12 protein-coding genes are annotated in these 15,425 nt (G+C 58.7%); 3 read left to right on the top strand and 9 right to left on the bottom strand.

Going from position 1 to position 15,425, the window contains the following annotated elements; all coding sequences use genetic code 11:
• Positions 1–32: 32 nt before the first annotated feature.
• Complete coding sequence (locus NKI73_RS01090) at positions 33–1,175, top strand: DegT/DnrJ/EryC1/StrS family aminotransferase (protein ID WP_352626694.1); 1,143 nt, start codon at positions 33–35, stop codon at positions 1,173–1,175.
• Positions 1,176–1,189: 14 nt separating this feature from the next.
• Here the strand turns inward: NKI73_RS01090 and cysQ are convergent, their stop codons facing one another.
• The 3 genes from cysQ to cysD are packed head-to-tail and all read right to left on the bottom strand — an operon-like array spanning position 1,190 to position 4,834.
• Positions 1,190–1,978: a 3'(2'),5'-bisphosphate nucleotidase CysQ gene (cysQ, locus tag NKI73_RS01085; RefSeq protein ID WP_352627302.1), complete on the bottom strand. Its 789-nt coding sequence runs from the start codon at positions 1,976–1,978 to the stop codon at positions 1,190–1,192.
• Positions 1,979–1,988: 10 nt separating this feature from the next.
• Positions 1,989–3,926 (bottom strand): sulfate adenylyltransferase subunit CysN, encoded by a 1,938-nt coding sequence (gene cysN, locus NKI73_RS01080; RefSeq protein WP_352626692.1) that lies wholly within the window; start codon positions 3,924–3,926, stop codon positions 1,989–1,991.
• Positions 3,927–3,928: 2 nt separating this feature from the next.
• On the bottom strand, positions 3,929–4,834 hold the full coding sequence (gene cysD / locus NKI73_RS01075; protein WP_352626691.1) for a sulfate adenylyltransferase subunit CysD: 906 nt from the start codon (positions 4,832–4,834) through the stop codon (positions 3,929–3,931).
• Positions 4,835–5,320: 486 nt separating this feature from the next.
• Between cysD and NKI73_RS01070 the strand changes: the two genes are divergently transcribed.
• On the top strand, positions 5,321–6,646 hold the full coding sequence (locus NKI73_RS01070) for an O-antigen ligase family protein (protein ID WP_352627301.1): 1,326 nt from the start codon (positions 5,321–5,323) through the stop codon (positions 6,644–6,646).
• Entirely contained in the window at positions 6,643–7,578 is a 936-nt protein-coding gene (locus tag NKI73_RS01065; protein WP_352626689.1) for an NAD-dependent epimerase/dehydratase family protein, read from the top strand. The genes NKI73_RS01070 and NKI73_RS01065 overlap by 4 nt, the downstream gene beginning before the upstream one ends.
• 31 nt (positions 7,579–7,609) lie before the next feature.
• On the opposite strand, the gene NKI73_RS01060 is transcribed toward NKI73_RS01065, so the two are convergent.
• From NKI73_RS01060 to NKI73_RS01035, 6 genes are all read right to left on the bottom strand, one after another.
• A complete protein-coding gene (locus NKI73_RS01060; RefSeq protein ID WP_352626688.1) occupies positions 7,610–8,149 on the bottom strand; it encodes a sugar transferase in 540 nt (179 codons plus the stop codon).
• Positions 8,150–8,270: 121 nt separating this feature from the next.
• On the bottom strand, positions 8,271–9,203 hold the full coding sequence (locus tag NKI73_RS01055) for a glycosyltransferase family 2 protein (RefSeq protein WP_352626686.1): 933 nt from the start codon (positions 9,201–9,203) through the stop codon (positions 8,271–8,273).
• 72 nt (positions 9,204–9,275) lie between these two features.
• Positions 9,276–11,264, bottom strand: coding sequence for an SDR family NAD(P)-dependent oxidoreductase (locus NKI73_RS01050; RefSeq protein ID WP_352626684.1), 1,989 nt, complete (start codon positions 11,262–11,264; stop codon positions 9,276–9,278).
• 230 nt (positions 11,265–11,494) lie between these two features.
• Positions 11,495–13,231 carry a capsular polysaccharide synthesis protein gene (locus tag NKI73_RS01045; RefSeq protein WP_352626683.1) on the bottom strand — a complete coding sequence of 579 codons (1,737 nt, stop codon included), beginning with the start codon at positions 13,229–13,231 and terminating at the stop codon, positions 11,495–11,497.
• Positions 13,215–14,627 carry an ABC transporter ATP-binding protein gene (locus NKI73_RS01040; protein ID WP_352626682.1) on the bottom strand — a complete coding sequence of 471 codons (1,413 nt, stop codon included), beginning with the start codon at positions 14,625–14,627 and terminating at the stop codon, positions 13,215–13,217. The genes NKI73_RS01045 and NKI73_RS01040 overlap by 17 nt, the downstream gene beginning before the upstream one ends.
• A complete protein-coding gene (locus NKI73_RS01035) occupies positions 14,617–15,399 on the bottom strand; it encodes an ABC transporter permease (RefSeq protein WP_352626681.1) in 783 nt (260 codons plus the stop codon). Before NKI73_RS01035 ends, NKI73_RS01040 begins: the two co-directional genes overlap by 11 nt.
• Positions 15,400–15,425: the final 26 nt, after the last annotated feature.

Here is a 15,425-nt window from a genome sequence, read left to right as displayed (position 1 = left end):
AAACCGCCTGTTTAAACCGTTTTGAGGCCGACATGCAGTTCATCGATCTTGGCGCGCAGCGCGAACGAATCCGCGACCGGCTGAAGGCCGCGATCGACCGTGTCGTCGACGAGGGCCGCTATATCCTCGGCCCGCAAGTAACCGAATTCGAGAACAAGCTCGCCGCCTATATCGGCACCAAGCATGTCGTGGCCTGCGCCAACGGCACCGATGCGCTGCTGTTGCCGCTGTTTGCGGCCGGTGTCGGCCCGGGTGACGCGGTGTTCGTGCCGAGCTTCACTTTTGCCGCCACCGCCGAAGTGGTGGCACTGGCCAAGGCCGAGCCGGTTTTCGTCGATGTCGACCCGCATAGCTACAACATCGACATTGCCAGCCTCGAAGCGGCCATCGCCATGATCAAGAAGGAAGGCCGGCTGAAGCCGAAGGCAATCATCCCGGTCGATCTGTTCGGCCTTGCCGCCGACTACGAGGCGATCATGGCGATAGCCAACCGCGAAGGGCTGATGGTGATCGAGGATGCCGCCCAGTCGATGGGCGGTTCGCTCGACGGTAAGATGTGCGGTTCCTTCGGCGCGGTCGGCTCGACCAGCTTCTATCCGGCAAAGCCGCTTGGCTGCTACGGCGACGGCGGCGCGATGTTCACCAATGACGACGCGCTGGCCGAGCAGCTCAGGTCTTTCGCCTTCCACGGCAAGGGCGAAACGCAATACGACAATGTCCGCGTCGGCATCAATTCGCGGCTCGACACGCTGCAGGCGGCGATCCTGATCGAGAAGCTGGCCATCTTCGAAGACGAGATGGTTGTCCGCCAGGTGGTGGCAAAGCGTTACGCCGACGGGCTCGGCGACATCGTCACCGCCGCCCGCAATCTGGACGGCAGCCGTTCGGCCTGGGCACAGTACGCCATCGAGACGCCCAAGCGCGACGGGCTGAAAGCGCATCTCGGCGAAAAGGGCATTCCGTCTGTTATCTACTATGTGAAGCCGCTGCATGCCCAGGTCGCTTATCGCGACTACCCGCGCACGCCGACCGGCCTTGCCGTGTCGGAAGACCTGCCGAAGCGGATCCTCTGCCTGCCGATGCACCCTTATCTGAACGAAGCCGACCAGGACCGCATCATCGAAACGATCCGCAACTACATCGGCTCGAATTCAGCGCAGGCCGCAGCCGAGTAAGCTGCCGGGCCTTCTCAAGCGGGGCTGGCCCCTGCCCCGCTGGCAATAAAATGCGGATTGGCAAAATCCTCGTCGTCGCTTTGCCTGCGCTTGCCGTAGAGCAAAGGTTGGCCGTCCAGTGTGCGTGTCATGCCGCCGGCCGCGCGCAGCACGGCGTCGCCCGCCGCCGTGTCCCATTCCATGGTGCGCCCGAAGCGCGGATAGACATCCGCTTCGGCGCTGGCGACAAGACAGAATTTCAAGGACGAGCCAACCGAGACGATTTCGGCGGCACCGAGGTCGCGAATATAGGCCTCGGTTTCCGGCGTGTTGTGCGAACGACTGGCAACGACGGCCAGCGGCGCCATGGCTGTTCTCACCGAAATCGGCCGGCGCCCGACGATCTGGTAGTCGCCATCGATTTCGAGAGATTCCGCCCTGCCCGGCAGGCCGGAAAAGAAGCGGCCCGTGCAGGGCGCAAAGACGACGCCGACTTCCGGCACTCTGTGACGAACAAGCGCGATGTTGACCGTAAAGTCGGTGCGGCGGTTGACGAATTCCTTGGTGCCGTCGAGCGGATCTATCAGAAAGAAAGCACCGTCCAGGTCGGGCGGCACGATGCCGGCGGATGCCTCCTCCTCGGCGACGCAGGGAATGTCGGGAAATGCGGCGCGCAGTCCGGCGAGAATGATCTTCTCGCTCTCGCGGTCCGCCTCGGTCACCGGTGAGGCGTCGGATTTTCGGTCGACCGCGCAGCCGGCGTGGAACACACGCATCACCTCGCGCCCGGCCGCCAGCGCCAGCCGCTCGAAGATTTCGAGCATCGGCCTGTCGTCAGATGCCGCCGCCGTTGTCGTATTGGTCTTCGGCAATGTCGCGCTCGTTCAGCCAGTGTTCCAGGGCGTCTACCATCTCCTCGGCCGATTTGCCGAGTGTCTTGAGATGGATTTCCGGGTTTTCCGGCACTTCGTAAGGGGAATCGACGCCGGTGAAATTCTTGATCTCGCCATTCAGTGCGCGCGCATAGAGGCCCTTGGGATCCCGCCTGGCGCATTCCTCGAAGGGCGTATCGACAAACACCTCGATGAACTCGCCGTCGGCCATCAATTCGCGTGCCATGCGCCGCTCGGCGCTGAACGGCGAAATGAACGACACAATGACGACCAACCCGGCATCGGCCATCAGCCGCGCCACTTCGGCGACGCGGCGGATGTTCTCGACGCGATCGGCGTCGGTGAAACCAAGATCGCGGTTGAGACCGTGACGGACGTTGTCGCCGTCCAGGATATAGGTATGGCGGCCGGTGGCGAACAGCTTCTTTTCGAACAGGTTGGCGATGGTCGACTTGCCGGAGCCCGACAGCCCGGTGAACCAGAACACGGCGGGCCGCTGGTTCTTCATGTCGGCGCGCACGCGTTTGCCGACATCGAGCGACTGCCAATGGATGTTTTCGGCGCGGCGCAGCGTGTGCAGGATCATGCCGGCGCCGACCGTGGCGTTGGAGATGCGATCGATCAGGATGAAGGCGCCGGTGGTGCGGTTCTCGGCGAACGGGTCGAAGGCGATCGGCGTCCGCGTCGAGATGTTGCAGATGCCGACTTCGTTCATTTCGAGCGACTTGGCCGCCTCATGGGCAAAGTCGTTGACGTTGATCCGGTATTTCAGGTCGGTGACGGTGGCGCTGGCCTGGTCGGTCTCGGTGCGCAGGATGTAGGAACGGCCGGGCAGCAGCGCATGCTCGTCGAACCAGACGATGTTGGCGGCGAACTGGTCGGCGACCTGCGGCCGTGCGGCCGGCGAAACCAGCATGTTGCCGCGTGAGATCTCGACCTCGTCGTCAAGGACCAGCGTGACGGCCTGGCCGGCAGCCGCCTGGGCAAGATCGCCGCCATACGAGACGATCCGCTTGACGCGCGAGGATTTGCCCGATTTGGCGACGACGACCTCGTCGCCTGACGCAACCGAGCCGGAGGCGATCGTGCCGGCAAAGCCGCGAAAGTCGAGATTGGGGCGATTGACATACTGGACCGGAAACCGGAACGGCAGTTCAACCACCGCCTCATCGACCGACACGGTTTCGAGATGCTCGATCAGCGTCGGGCCGGAATACCATTCCATGCTTTCGGAGTGGCGGCTGACATTGTCGCCGTAACGGGCCGACATCGGGATCGGCACCATGGTCTGGAAGCCGAGATCGCGCGAGAATTGCCGGTAGTCTTCAACGATCCGCTCGAAGACCGCCTGGTCGAACCCGACGAGATCGATCTTGTTGACGGCCAGCACGATGTGGCGGATGCCGAGCAGCGAGGCGATGATCGAGTGGCGCCTCGTCTGGCGCAGCACCCCTTGCCGCGCATCGATCAGCACGATCGCCAGGTCGGCGGTGGAGGCACCGGTCGCCATGTTGCGGGTGTACTGCTCGTGGCCGGGCGTGTCGGCGACGATGAACTTGCGCTTCGGCGTGGCGAAGAAGCGGTAGGCGACATCAATGGTGATGCCTTGCTCACGCTCGGCCTCAAGGCCATCGACCAGCAGCGCGAAATCGATGTCGTCGCCGGTCGTGCCGTGCTTGCGCGAATCGCGTTCGAGCGCGACGAGCTGGTCCTCGAAAATCTGCTTGGTGTCGGAAAGCAGGCGCCCGATCAGCGTCGACTTGCCGTCATCGACGGAACCGCAGGTCAGGAAGCGCAGCAGCGACTTCTTCTCCTGCGCCGCCAGATAGTCGCGGACGCCGTCGGTGGGGGCGAGGCTCTTTGCCATGATGTGGCGCATGGTCAAAAGTACCCCTCGCGCTTCTTCTTTTCCATCGAGCCAGATTCGTCGCGGTCGATCAGGCGCCCCTGCCGTTCGGAGGTGCGCGCGGTCAGCATTTCGCCGACGATGGCTTCCAGCGTGTCGGCATCCGATTCTATGGCGCCGGTCAGCGGATAGCAGCCCAGCGTGCGGAACCGCACCAGCCGGTTCTCCACCGTCTCGCCGGGGCGCAGTTTCATGCGCTCGTCATCCCTGAGGATCAACATGCCGTCGCGTTCCACCACCGGCCGTTCCTTGGCGAAATAGAGCGGCACGATCGGGATACTTTCCTGCAGGATGTACTGCCAGATATCGAGTTCAGTCCAATTCGACAGCGGAAAGACGCGGATCGATTCGCCTGTTGCGATGCGGGTGTTGAATATCTTCCACATCTCGGGGCGTTGGTTCTTCGGGTCCCACACATGCTGGGCATTGCGGAAGGAGAAGATGCGCTCCTTGGCGCGCGATTTCTCTTCGTCGCGACGGGCGCCGCCAAAGGCCGCGTCGAAACGGTATTTGTCGAGCGCCTGGCGCAGCGCCACAGTCTTCATCACATGGGTGTGGGTGTTCGAACCATGGTCGAACGGATTGATGTTGTCACGCACGCCATCTTCGTTGACGTGAACCAGGAGATCGAAGCCGAGTTTCTGCGCCATCTGATCGCGAAAGGCGATCATCTCGCGGAATTTCCACGTCGTGTCGACGTGAAGAAAGGGAAACGGCGGTTTGGCGGGATAAAACGCCTTCATCGCCAGATGCATCAGCACCGATGAATCCTTGCCGACGGAATAAAGCATGACCGGCTTGGAAAAGGCGGCCGCAACCTCGCGGAATATGTGGATGGACTCGGCTTCAAGCCGCTGAAGATGCGTAAGCGCTGTTGTCATGGACTGCGGGCGTTCTTTCGTACATTCCGACAGAAGACGTCACCTATTCGAGCTTTTTGCGCCCGGTTCAAGCCTGCTTCTGGACAATCTCTCTCGTCCGGCGTTCTACCAGATCGCCGGTGTCTAGAACAATGCAAGACTGGTCCTGCGGCACATGGTTCGGGAATGAATTTTCCACGGATGCCGAAAAACCCGGAAATTCCTGCTCGCAAGCTCGACAGGTGAGAAAACGCAGGAAAAATATTGCTTGAATAGACAGGCTACGGTTCCTTCCGGGAACCTCCTCCGATCGACCCGCGCCGGCTGCCGATTTTCAGTGGCAATTGGGACCCCGACACACTATCGAAAAGGGAGCCCAGCCGCTATACCGCCCTTGGGAAGCGGGCAAGTGCATCATGGGGCATGGGCAGTCTCGAGGCGAGCGCATTCTACGTCGCTAAACAAGATCCGCCGCATGAAATTCCCGAAAATAGCGAGCCGGAAAAATTGAGCAGGCTTTCATCCCTGAAACAGCAATTCACGCCCTCGCGGGTGAACATCTACTTCTCCATCCTTTGTTTCTTTTTTCCACCGGTTCTGGGATCGGTGGTCAGTTTTGTTTTCAACGGCGGAGCCCTGGCTTCCGTCGTGCTGATTGCATCTGGGAAAAGGCGCTTCAACGCAGACCGGCCAATGATCTGGCTGACGATAGCGATCTACGCCTACTGCGCGGCCAATCTCCTGGCCACCGTCGTCAACAATTCGTTCGTCCGCGATGCGCCACACCTTATCCCGCTCGTCACCTTCCTGTTTTTCCCCGTCTCTTATTCGACCTGGAGCATCACGCAGAAAACCATGCTTGCCCGCACCATCGTGCTCAGCAGCATGGCCGCCTGTTTTGTCGCGCTGCTCATGGCCGTCATCCAGCAATATTGGATTGGGGTCAGGGCCGAGGGCGGGGCCGGCAATCCAATCGTCTTCGCAACCGTCGTCTGCCTTGCCGTGGTGGTCTGCGTGGCCGGCGCCTTGTCAGGCATAGAGCGAGCCCGTAATCCCCTTTTCTACGCCGCATTGGCCGGGACGATAGCCATCATCTATTCCGGTTCGCGTATTGCCTGGCTGGCTCTGCTGGTTGCCGGCATCGCTGTTTTGCTTATCAACCATCGGAGGCTCAAAGGTAGGAATGCCGTTCGTGTGCTTCTGCTGCTGGCGGCAGTCGGCATCGTGGTCGCCGCTTTCGGCTTCCAGTTGATATCCGGGCGCATCGACTTTCTGCACTCCGATTGGAATGCGCTGGGCGCGCAGGGCAATTACGACAGCTCGTTGGGAATACGTGTTGCGCTTTGGGAGATCGGCCTCAAAGCATTCCGTGACATGCCGCTGTTCGGGCACGGGGTGGGTGCGACCCAGCTTTTGATCAAGCAGGGCTTTCATGATCAGTTCGCAATGAGCACAGGCTTCAACCATTTTCATAACGGCTTCCTGACCGCCTTGGTGCAAGCAGGAATTCTGGGCGCCGCAACGCTGGCGGCGATCTTTGTCGTTGCCGCTGGAAATGCTGTCCGGGTCTTGCGAAACAGCAGCGATCCGGTCGAGCGGTTCGGCGCCACCATGATTGTCATCGTCATTGTCACCTATCTCACGGCGGGGATGACGGGCATCCTCGTCGGCCATGACATTCTGGACTCGGTGCTGATGATCTTCCTGGTGTGCGGAACGTATCTTGCCTCCGGCCGTCAGGCTCCGTTGATGGAAAAGCATGCACCTCCACCAGTGATGGAAGAGCAGGCGCTTCCGGCAGCCACCCAAGAGCTGTTGCGAGCAAGGCAATGAGGGTCCTGGTCACCGGCGCGACGGGTTTCATCGGCCGCTTGGTCGTGCATCATCTTCGCCAAGCCGGCGCCGAGCTTCGCCTCGCCTCCCGCCACCCGGAGCGGCTTGGGCCGGGGGATGGCGCGGTGCCGATGCCCAATTTCGATGCGCCGGCCGCGGCCTTCCTGACACTCACCAGGGAAGTAACCCACGTCGTCCATTGTGCCGGCCTCAACAACGATCAAGGCAATGCCACCGAAGCCGACTACCGGGCGGCCAATGTGGAATTGAGCGCGCGGCTGGCGCATGCCGCGGCGGCGCAGGCAAGCGGACGCTTCATCCATCTCTCCTCGATCCGGGCCGTGATCGGCGCTCGCGTCAGCGCGACGATCGACGAGAACACGTTTTCTGACCCGCAATGCGTCTATGGGCGCTCGAAGCGCGAAAGCGAGATCAAGGTTTTGGACGCCTATGCGTCGCATGGCCGCTCCGACGCCGCCGTGTTGCGCCTGCCCCCGATCTACGGAAGCGGCATGAAGGGAAACCTGGCGACGCTGATGCGCCTTGCCGATACGGCGCTGCCGCTGCCGACGGGTGCCCTGACGGGAGTCCGCTCGCTGATGTCCGCCGAGGCCGTAGTGCGGGCGGTGTCGCACCTGCTGAGCCATTCCGGAGCGCTCCGCCCAATCTATGTCGGCGCCGACATGCCACCGGTCGCCGTCGAGGCCGTCATTGCCGCCTTTCGCAGGGGGTTTGGACGGCCGACGCGGCTGATGACGGTACCGGCCGGCCTGATGCGACCGGTCGCGGGCTTGCTGGGCAAGCAGGCATTTTGGGACAGCATGACAGCGACACAGATATGCGATCCCGCCCTCTTGATATCGCAGGGATGGGCGCCGGAAACCGATCCGTTGGAGCGGCTGGCCGAGCTGGCGCGGCTCGGTAAGTCGTAGCTTCCTATCCACTTTTGGGATCGTGGTTTGTTCAGCCTCGATAGAGCGTTCCGAGCAGGATCCGAAGGTCAAGCCGGAACGACGCGGTCCTCAGATAGGTGGCATCCGTTTCAGCCAAAAGCTCAGGGTTCGACATGTCGATTCCCCTGATCTGAGCCAGGCCGGTTATGCCTGGAAGCGCCGCCAAAACCCCCAGCCGCCTGCGACACTCGATCAATTCCGTTTGGGTCGGCAGGCAGGGACGCGGCCCGACCAGGCTCATCTCGCCCTTCAGGACGTTCCAGAACTGTGGCAGCTCATCGAGCTTGAACTTCCGCAGGACCTTTCCGACCGATGTCACGGAATTCGGGGGCGCCTCATGCGAGGGCAATGACGGCGTCCCGACATACATGGTGCGCAACTTGTGACAGCGAAAAGGCCTGCCGTCGCGGCCGACCCGCGTCTGCGAAAAAATAGCCGGACCGGGCGACGATGCCCGAACGGCAAGGACGGCAAGCACCAATACGGGGGACGTGACCACCAGCAGCAAAGCCGCACCGGCAAGATCGAAGATTTGCTTGGTTGCCTTCATGAACGGCCGATCGTGCTCCCTGCCAAAGTCCCGAGGCAACGCCGCAGGCCAAGCCCATCAATCCGGTCGACGTAGCATGAGCTCATCTCTTGACCAAGCGCGCCACGCAGTCGTTCGATGCTCAGATGCGCCCGAGGATGAAAGCGAGATAGAGCCCCAGGGTCCCGGGAAGGGTCTGTCGATAGACACCGCTTTTGCGCAAACCAGCCAAGCGGCGGAAAAGACCGCCCTGCCGACCGTTGGTGAACAGGTCAAAGCACGCCGCCGCGTCTTCGGTCAGCAGATCGCGATTGACGGCGAGTCCGTCAAGATTGAGATCCGTCCAGTCGGCGAACTCGCCCTTGAAGAGGCGGCCAAGCCGGGAAATCCTTGCTCTCCACGACACGTTGGCGCCAACCAGGTTTGCCGCGTGCTGCCGATAGCGCACCAGCGGCCGTGGATCGTAGCGGACGATGCCGCCGGCGGCGGTCACGATGAGATAGGCCCACCAGTCGTGGCTGACGAACCCGGTCCGCGCAGAGGCCCTGGCCAACAGGTCGCGTGCCGCGGCGTTGAGCAGGATGGTGTTGCCGCCGGCGATACTTTGCACAAGTGCGTTGCGAAAGGACGGCGGGCGGGCAAACAGCGGCGAATGGCCGACAAGGCTTCCCGTTTCCGTCATGGTCGCGGTTCGCGAGCAAAACATCAGCGGGGTGTTTGCGTCATAGGCCTGCATCCAGCTGATAGCGCTCTCCAGCCTGTCGGGCTCCCAGATATCGTCCTGGTCGCAGAAGGCATAGCCGTCCGCATCGATGCGTCGATCAAGGATCATCGACCGGAAATTGGCCGCGAATCCTTGCCGCGGCCCCTCCACAAGGGTCATTCGCCCCTTCGGCCAGCGGGATTGCCATGCCTCGATGATGGCAATCGTGCCATCGGTGGAACCATCGTCGGATATCCACAGGTCGATCAGAGGATGCGACTGCGCGAGCAGCGACTGCAGCTGCTCATCGATGAAGGCGGCGCCATCTTTCGTGCCCATCAGGACTGCGATGCGCAGATCTGCTTTATCCACGAACGTCAAACACCTTGCATATGCCCGAGATTTTCAGAGCCCCGAATCATGGTCGCGTCGGAAGAGGAACGGTTAGCTCGCCTGCCCGACCGTTTTCGGGATCGCGTCCTGATGAATGCTCCCCTTGGCCTTCTTGGCGCGGTCAAGGCGTGCCAGCACGGCGAGCGCGGCAGCCTTGTCCTGGTTTTTCGCCGACTGCTGCAGCGCTGTGAGCGCGACCTGGACATCCGACCATTCCACGACGTCCGTGCTGAGACCAAAAATCTTCGAAATGCCGAGTTCGACGAGTTCCTCATCTTCGCCATGCAGCGTTTCGTGGAGTTTTTCGCCCGGCCTTATGCCGGTGAACCGGATTGCGACGTCCTTGTATGGGCTCTTTCCGGACATGCGGATCATCGTTTCGGCCACTTCAAGAATCGGCACCGGCTTGCCCATGTCGAGCATATAGACGGCATAGTCATCCCCACTCTGCCGCGACGCGGCATCGGCGGCCGACATGATGACGAGATCGACGGCTTCCGCCACGGTCATGAAATAGCGTGTCATGCGCCGGTCGGTGATGGTGACAGGCCCTCCGGCCTCGATCTGCGCCTGGAATATGGTCGCTACCGAACCATTGCTGCCAAAGACATTACCGAACCGCACAGCTATGAATTTGGTGGCGGAGCGACGCCCGCCCGGCTCGCCCGCTGGCGCCCCATGCAAGGCGCTGACGATCTGTTCAGCGGCTCGCTTTGTCATGCCGAGCACCGATGAGGGATCCACCGCCTTGTCGCTCGATATCAGGACAAATTGCGCAACCCCGCATTTGGCGGCGACCTCGGCACAGACGAGCGTTCCGAAAATATTGGTCTGGATGGCCGAATCCCAGTTTTCCTCGAGCAACGGAACGTGTTTGAGCGCCGCGGCGTGAAAAATGATATCCGGCCGGAATTCCGTAACGACACGCGTTATCTGGCGTCGGTCCGCGACATCGACGATGCGAACCTTGAGACGGTCGTGGTCCTTCTCGTCAATATACTGGCTCAATTGGAAGATGCCGAACTCGGAGTTGTCGGCGACCAGCACCGCCTCCGCTCCCAGTTCCAGCGACCGTTTGACCAGCGTTCGGCCGATCGAGCCGGCACCGCCCGTCACCAGAACACGTTTGCCGCCAACAAAGGCACTGATGCGCTCGATGTCGGACGCGACCGTCGGACGGCGCAGGATTGTTTCCATCTCGACGGTGTCGAGAACCAGCTTTCCGTGCCGTTCCAGCTCCGAAAGACCGGAAAACTGCACCACATTTATGTCGCCGTGCCGGGCGACGCGGACGAGTTCCGAATACTCCTCGATCTCGTGCTCGGCGCCGCTGCCGAAAATCAGCAGGTCCAGGCTTTTGGTGCCGGTCGCGTAGTCTTCCAGGACGTCAATCAAACGCGGCAGGGTCGCCACCACGGGAACACCTTGGATCCGTGTGCCCAAAGGCGCGCCGCGCTCGGTAGCCATGATCCCGACTATGGAGTAGTCCGCCGGCTGCGCCGTGCGCGTGAAGCGAATGATCAGGTCGGCCTCACCGAGACGGCCGACGAACAATGCGCGCTTGGTCTGCGTCTTGTCGGTCTTGAGGCTCAGAATGCCCCAGCTCGCGCCATCACGCAGGAAGCGGTAGAACAGGCGAGGCGCCGATATGATCGTGAAGGAGACGAGGAAGAAGACGATGAACTGACGCTCGTTTAGTCCCTGCACAGGCTGGAAAGTGCGAACCGCCAACGAAGTGGCATACAGAGCGAACGTCAAAATCGCGCAACTCTTCAGGATGTTGAAAAAATCCGGCGTCGAGGCAAAGCGCCAGACGGTCGTGTAGAGGCCACAATACCGGAATAGCAGATGGCTGATGAGAACAATGCCCGCCCAGGTTGCCAAGCCCTCGTTGGAGAGCGCTTCGAACGAAAGATTCGACCGCGAAAGCACGAGACTGAGCGCCACGGCGACCAGAACCATGACCACGTCCTGGATCATGATGAAGGCGCGCCGCATCTGTGGTCTGAGCCCGAATACTGCTTCGAGGTAAGAATTCATGGGATGGTACTAGACTCCATAATCAAGGGCATGAACACCCAGCGAAATGCGAACACGAAATACTTCGAGGCCGCTCATCTTTCTCAAAGTGCCATCCCCAGTCCCCGCCGTCCTGTATCGCATACTGCGGGCGTGAAGGCATAGCCAGATGTTTTTTGGGAGCTCGGAGTTGATCAAGCTGTCGGTAGAAGTTGGTGCTGGTACCTAAAACACTCGATATCCCAAGCACATTACGGAGGAGGTAACATATCCGAGGAAGCGATCGGACCCAGCATAACGCTTGGCTGCATGTGTAACGCTTGTAAAGCCGATTTCAAGCAGTCGTGAAGAGCAAGCTTTATCATACCGACATCGATTGGCTTTGGCTCCCAATCGACCTCGCCCAGCTGGTCAATGTGATATATTCGAGTCAATCGTTCTAGGGAGGAGAAGCGTTCTCTATCCGAAGCGTGCCCCGCTTGATCGTTAACTGGATAAATAACCACCACCGGGATTCCCATCGCTATCGCTGGCAGAGCACAATGCAGCAACGAAGTGACGATCAACTTTGCCCGCGATTTGTATTCATTTAGTAAATCACTAGCCGATCTCATGTTATTTTCAAAATCGTTTGATCCGGTGTAATGAGATCGGAACGTGAACGGCCCAAGCCGCTCCGGTATGAATTCAATTATTCTCCTGTCTCGTGACACTACAAATATCTCATCTCCACCATCAAAAATTCTTTTATCCAAGGTAAGCGACAGGCAATTGCTTTCATAGGTTTCCACACCTTTGCCTCGTAGAAGCATCTCGGTGTATATGTCCCTGCACCCAATTGGCTGAAATCTTTTAAAATACTCTATACTCTCGTCGGACAAAAGCTCCGGGCTCTGAAACAGTCGAATATGAAAGCCGATAAAAATCGGAAGAAGTTTACCGTTCGGGGGCCATTCCGTACCATTTCGTTTGAACCAGCCGTTCATCAGTATCGGCACCGGTCCAGGAAACCCTTCCAGAACCGGGGCCGATCGAATCTCGTCGTCCCGGTCCAAGAAGACCTGTGGCCGAACTCCAAAGCGCTTGAAAAGGTGCTCGCCGGCCAGAATTTGAATATGGTCGCCCAAATTCTCTGTTGATACCTTCAGTGAAGCAAATGTCATCTCCTCGGCAGATCGGGGTACAACGTGCCTCAACAACGCCGAGGAAGTTGTCTCGGCCTCTCCCGAACCCGTATCTTGAATTGGACTCAAGAGACTGGCCAACAAACTGTCCGGCTTTATCTTATCTACCTCAACGCGATAGGTAAGCTTGTATACGGTTGATGCCCAATCCACGCGAGCGGACACCTCGCGGAAGGCTTCATACATTCCGGCCGTTTGTATTGAGTGCGGGCCATCTGCGCTCACATGAGGGACTCTTTGCCAACTACGCCCGAATTCTTCATCGCTCGCACAAAGCTCTTTGAACAGGTAGTGGAACCAGAAATAGGAATCCGCCCGACTGCGGCCATCCCAATAGCGCAGGGTCGCCCCGCACCACTGAGACACGAGACGATTGCCGGGCGCCGACGCGAGAAACCAACTTGAAAGAGGACGATCGGGGGCGGGGCGGGCGAAGGCGAAAAAGCCCTCAACTAACTTCTCAGGTAGCCAATTGTCCAGAGGTTGACTGCAGAACAAAGTGGCATCGACCCAAACACCACCATACTCATGCAACAAAAGTATTCTTACAATATCGGAAAGAGACGCAGCAGTTATCTCCTGGATATTAAGTTTTATGTATTCTTTTATGTTCACATATTCTTCTACGCTATAAGCATCCAAGCACCTAAATTCCCAGCCCGGATTCTTTTCGACCCAGCTTTTTAGGCATCTTTTTACGATCTCGGGAGCCGATTCCTGCCCCTGAAACCAGCAGGTCCATATTATTCTATTCAATTTGGTCACCAATATTCCACGGTCCAATGCATCATTTCGGTACACCATCTGTCAATTCGGCGTCGAAATATGAAAGAATGTTTAGGTCTACCATCCCCGTAAATGCGACTTTCCCAGAGGTATTAACGCGAAACATAAGCCCATCCTGAATACGGTGGGCCATTATCCGCTGACCGTTCTTCTGCTTTCCGGTACCCGCGTTAATAAAGTATACTCCAGGAGCCAATGCGCAATCAAATTCCATTCGTACTGCCACTGTCGATCCAGCCGCAACGTCTTGCTTCGGCCCTTCGATCAAGTTAGTGGCCGTACCCGCGATCTCAATTCCACTGACTGTCTTTATGAGCATTCCGTAAGAAACATCGCTGGCTTGTTCTTCGTATGATACTTTATACTCAAATATATATCGACGTCCACTCTGAAGCGTGTTTACGATACTTGAGCTCTTATTGACTATCCGCAAGTTGTGTATTCTAACTCCTTTACTTTCATACTCGACCACACTTTTCGAGATAAAAGCGGGATCATACCCCTCCGTGTGGCGAGCAGTTTCTTCACCTTTCGAATTTCGATCCTGACTGTCGTTCTGGTTAATCTCTTGCGTCTTCCCTTGGCCTATATTTCGGATTGCGTCGCGCAGTTGCAGAGCTGTTTCCGAACTTGCATTCACCAGCCTCTGGTATTGACTCACCACAGCCTTTGGTTCGCCCTCTAGTATCTTTTCTCCCCTATCAATCAATATCGCTCGCGAGCAAAGTTGCACAATAGTCTGAGCGCCGTGGCTCACAAATAGGATTGTGCCCCCCCGTTCTTTGATCTGTTCGATGCGAGCAAAACACTTGCGCTGAAAGGCCTCATCCCCGACTGAAAGTGCTTCGTCAACCACCAGGATGTCCGGGTCAACGTTGATAGCGACGGCGAATGCCAGCCGTACATACATGCCTGATGAATAGGTCTTCACTGGCTGATCGATGAATGGACCGATATCGGCGAAGCGAGCAATGTCGTCGAAGCGCCACTCCATCTCCCTGCGCGGGACGCCTAGGATCGAGGCGTTGAGGAAGACGTTTTCTCGTCCGGTAAATTCGGGATTGAATCCGGCACCAAGTTCCAGTAGCGCGGCAATACGGCCATTGACCTCTACCGAGCCACTGGTCGGCTGCAGCGTGCCGCAAATGATCTGCAGCAGCGTCGACTTGCCAGAGCCGTTGCGACCGATGATGCCGACCGTCTCGCCTCTGCCGATCTCGAACGAGACACCTGACAGAGCGGCGAAGTCACGAAAATAGCGGCGCGGGGGTCGACCAATCAGCCGCTCCAACCGCGGCACGACCATCTGTTTGAAGCGGTCTTCCGGCCGCTCAAACATGACATAGTGTTTCGACACATCGCGCACGCGAATGGCGACACCCGAGCTGCGGGCGTCAGACTTGTCAGAGGACATCGGAAAAACCTCGACACGTCTTCTGGAAAAACTGGTAGCCGAGAAACACAACTATAATCGCCACCAATGAGTAATAGCCAAGCGCCGCCCAGTCAGGTGGTACACCAAAGATAACTGCGTTGCGAAAACTCTCGACCGGAATCGCGAGAGGATTGAGCGAAAGCCAGGGTTGCAGCCAGGCCGGCAGAGCCGCTCTCTGAAAGAATACCGGCGACAAGAACAAAGTCGCGGTAACCAATGGCGCCACGATCTGGTTCATGTCACGGAAATAGACGCCGATCGAGGCCAATATCCACGCAATGCCGAGTACCAGGAGAATCAGCGGCGCAAAGACAACCGGTGCTAGAACCGCCGTCCGTGGGATGTTGCCAAAAACGACATAGGCAAAGACCAGCAACACCAGTAAGCTGACGGCCGCGTGAAACAGTGCAGCGCCGGCTGAAACCACCGGCAGGATCTGGATTGGAAATACAATCTTCTTGACGTAGTTGGCGTTGGCGACGATCAGCCCGGGCGATAGCGAAACCATCTCCGCGAAAAACTGGAAGACGATCAGCCCGGAAAACAAGATGACCGCATACTCGCCAGTCGAATGCGCGACACTCTGCTGGTCGGGGGTTGTCCAACGGGACTTCATTACCACGCCGAAAACAAAAGTGTAGACGGCCAGCATGAACAGCGGATTGAGCAGCGACCACAACAAGCCAAGGGCAGAGCCCCGATATCGACCTGCAATCTCGCGACGAATGAGGGTCATAGTCAGTTCGAACACAGAATGACCCTCGATCGACCGGCAAC

Origin of the sequence: Mesorhizobium sp. M0496 (assembly GCF_040321205.1) — a bacterium.
Taxonomy (GTDB): domain Bacteria; phylum Pseudomonadota; class Alphaproteobacteria; order Rhizobiales; family Rhizobiaceae; genus Mesorhizobium.
The sequence above is the reverse complement of the archived record's forward strand: the minus strand, read 5'-3'. Positions and strand labels throughout refer to the sequence as shown.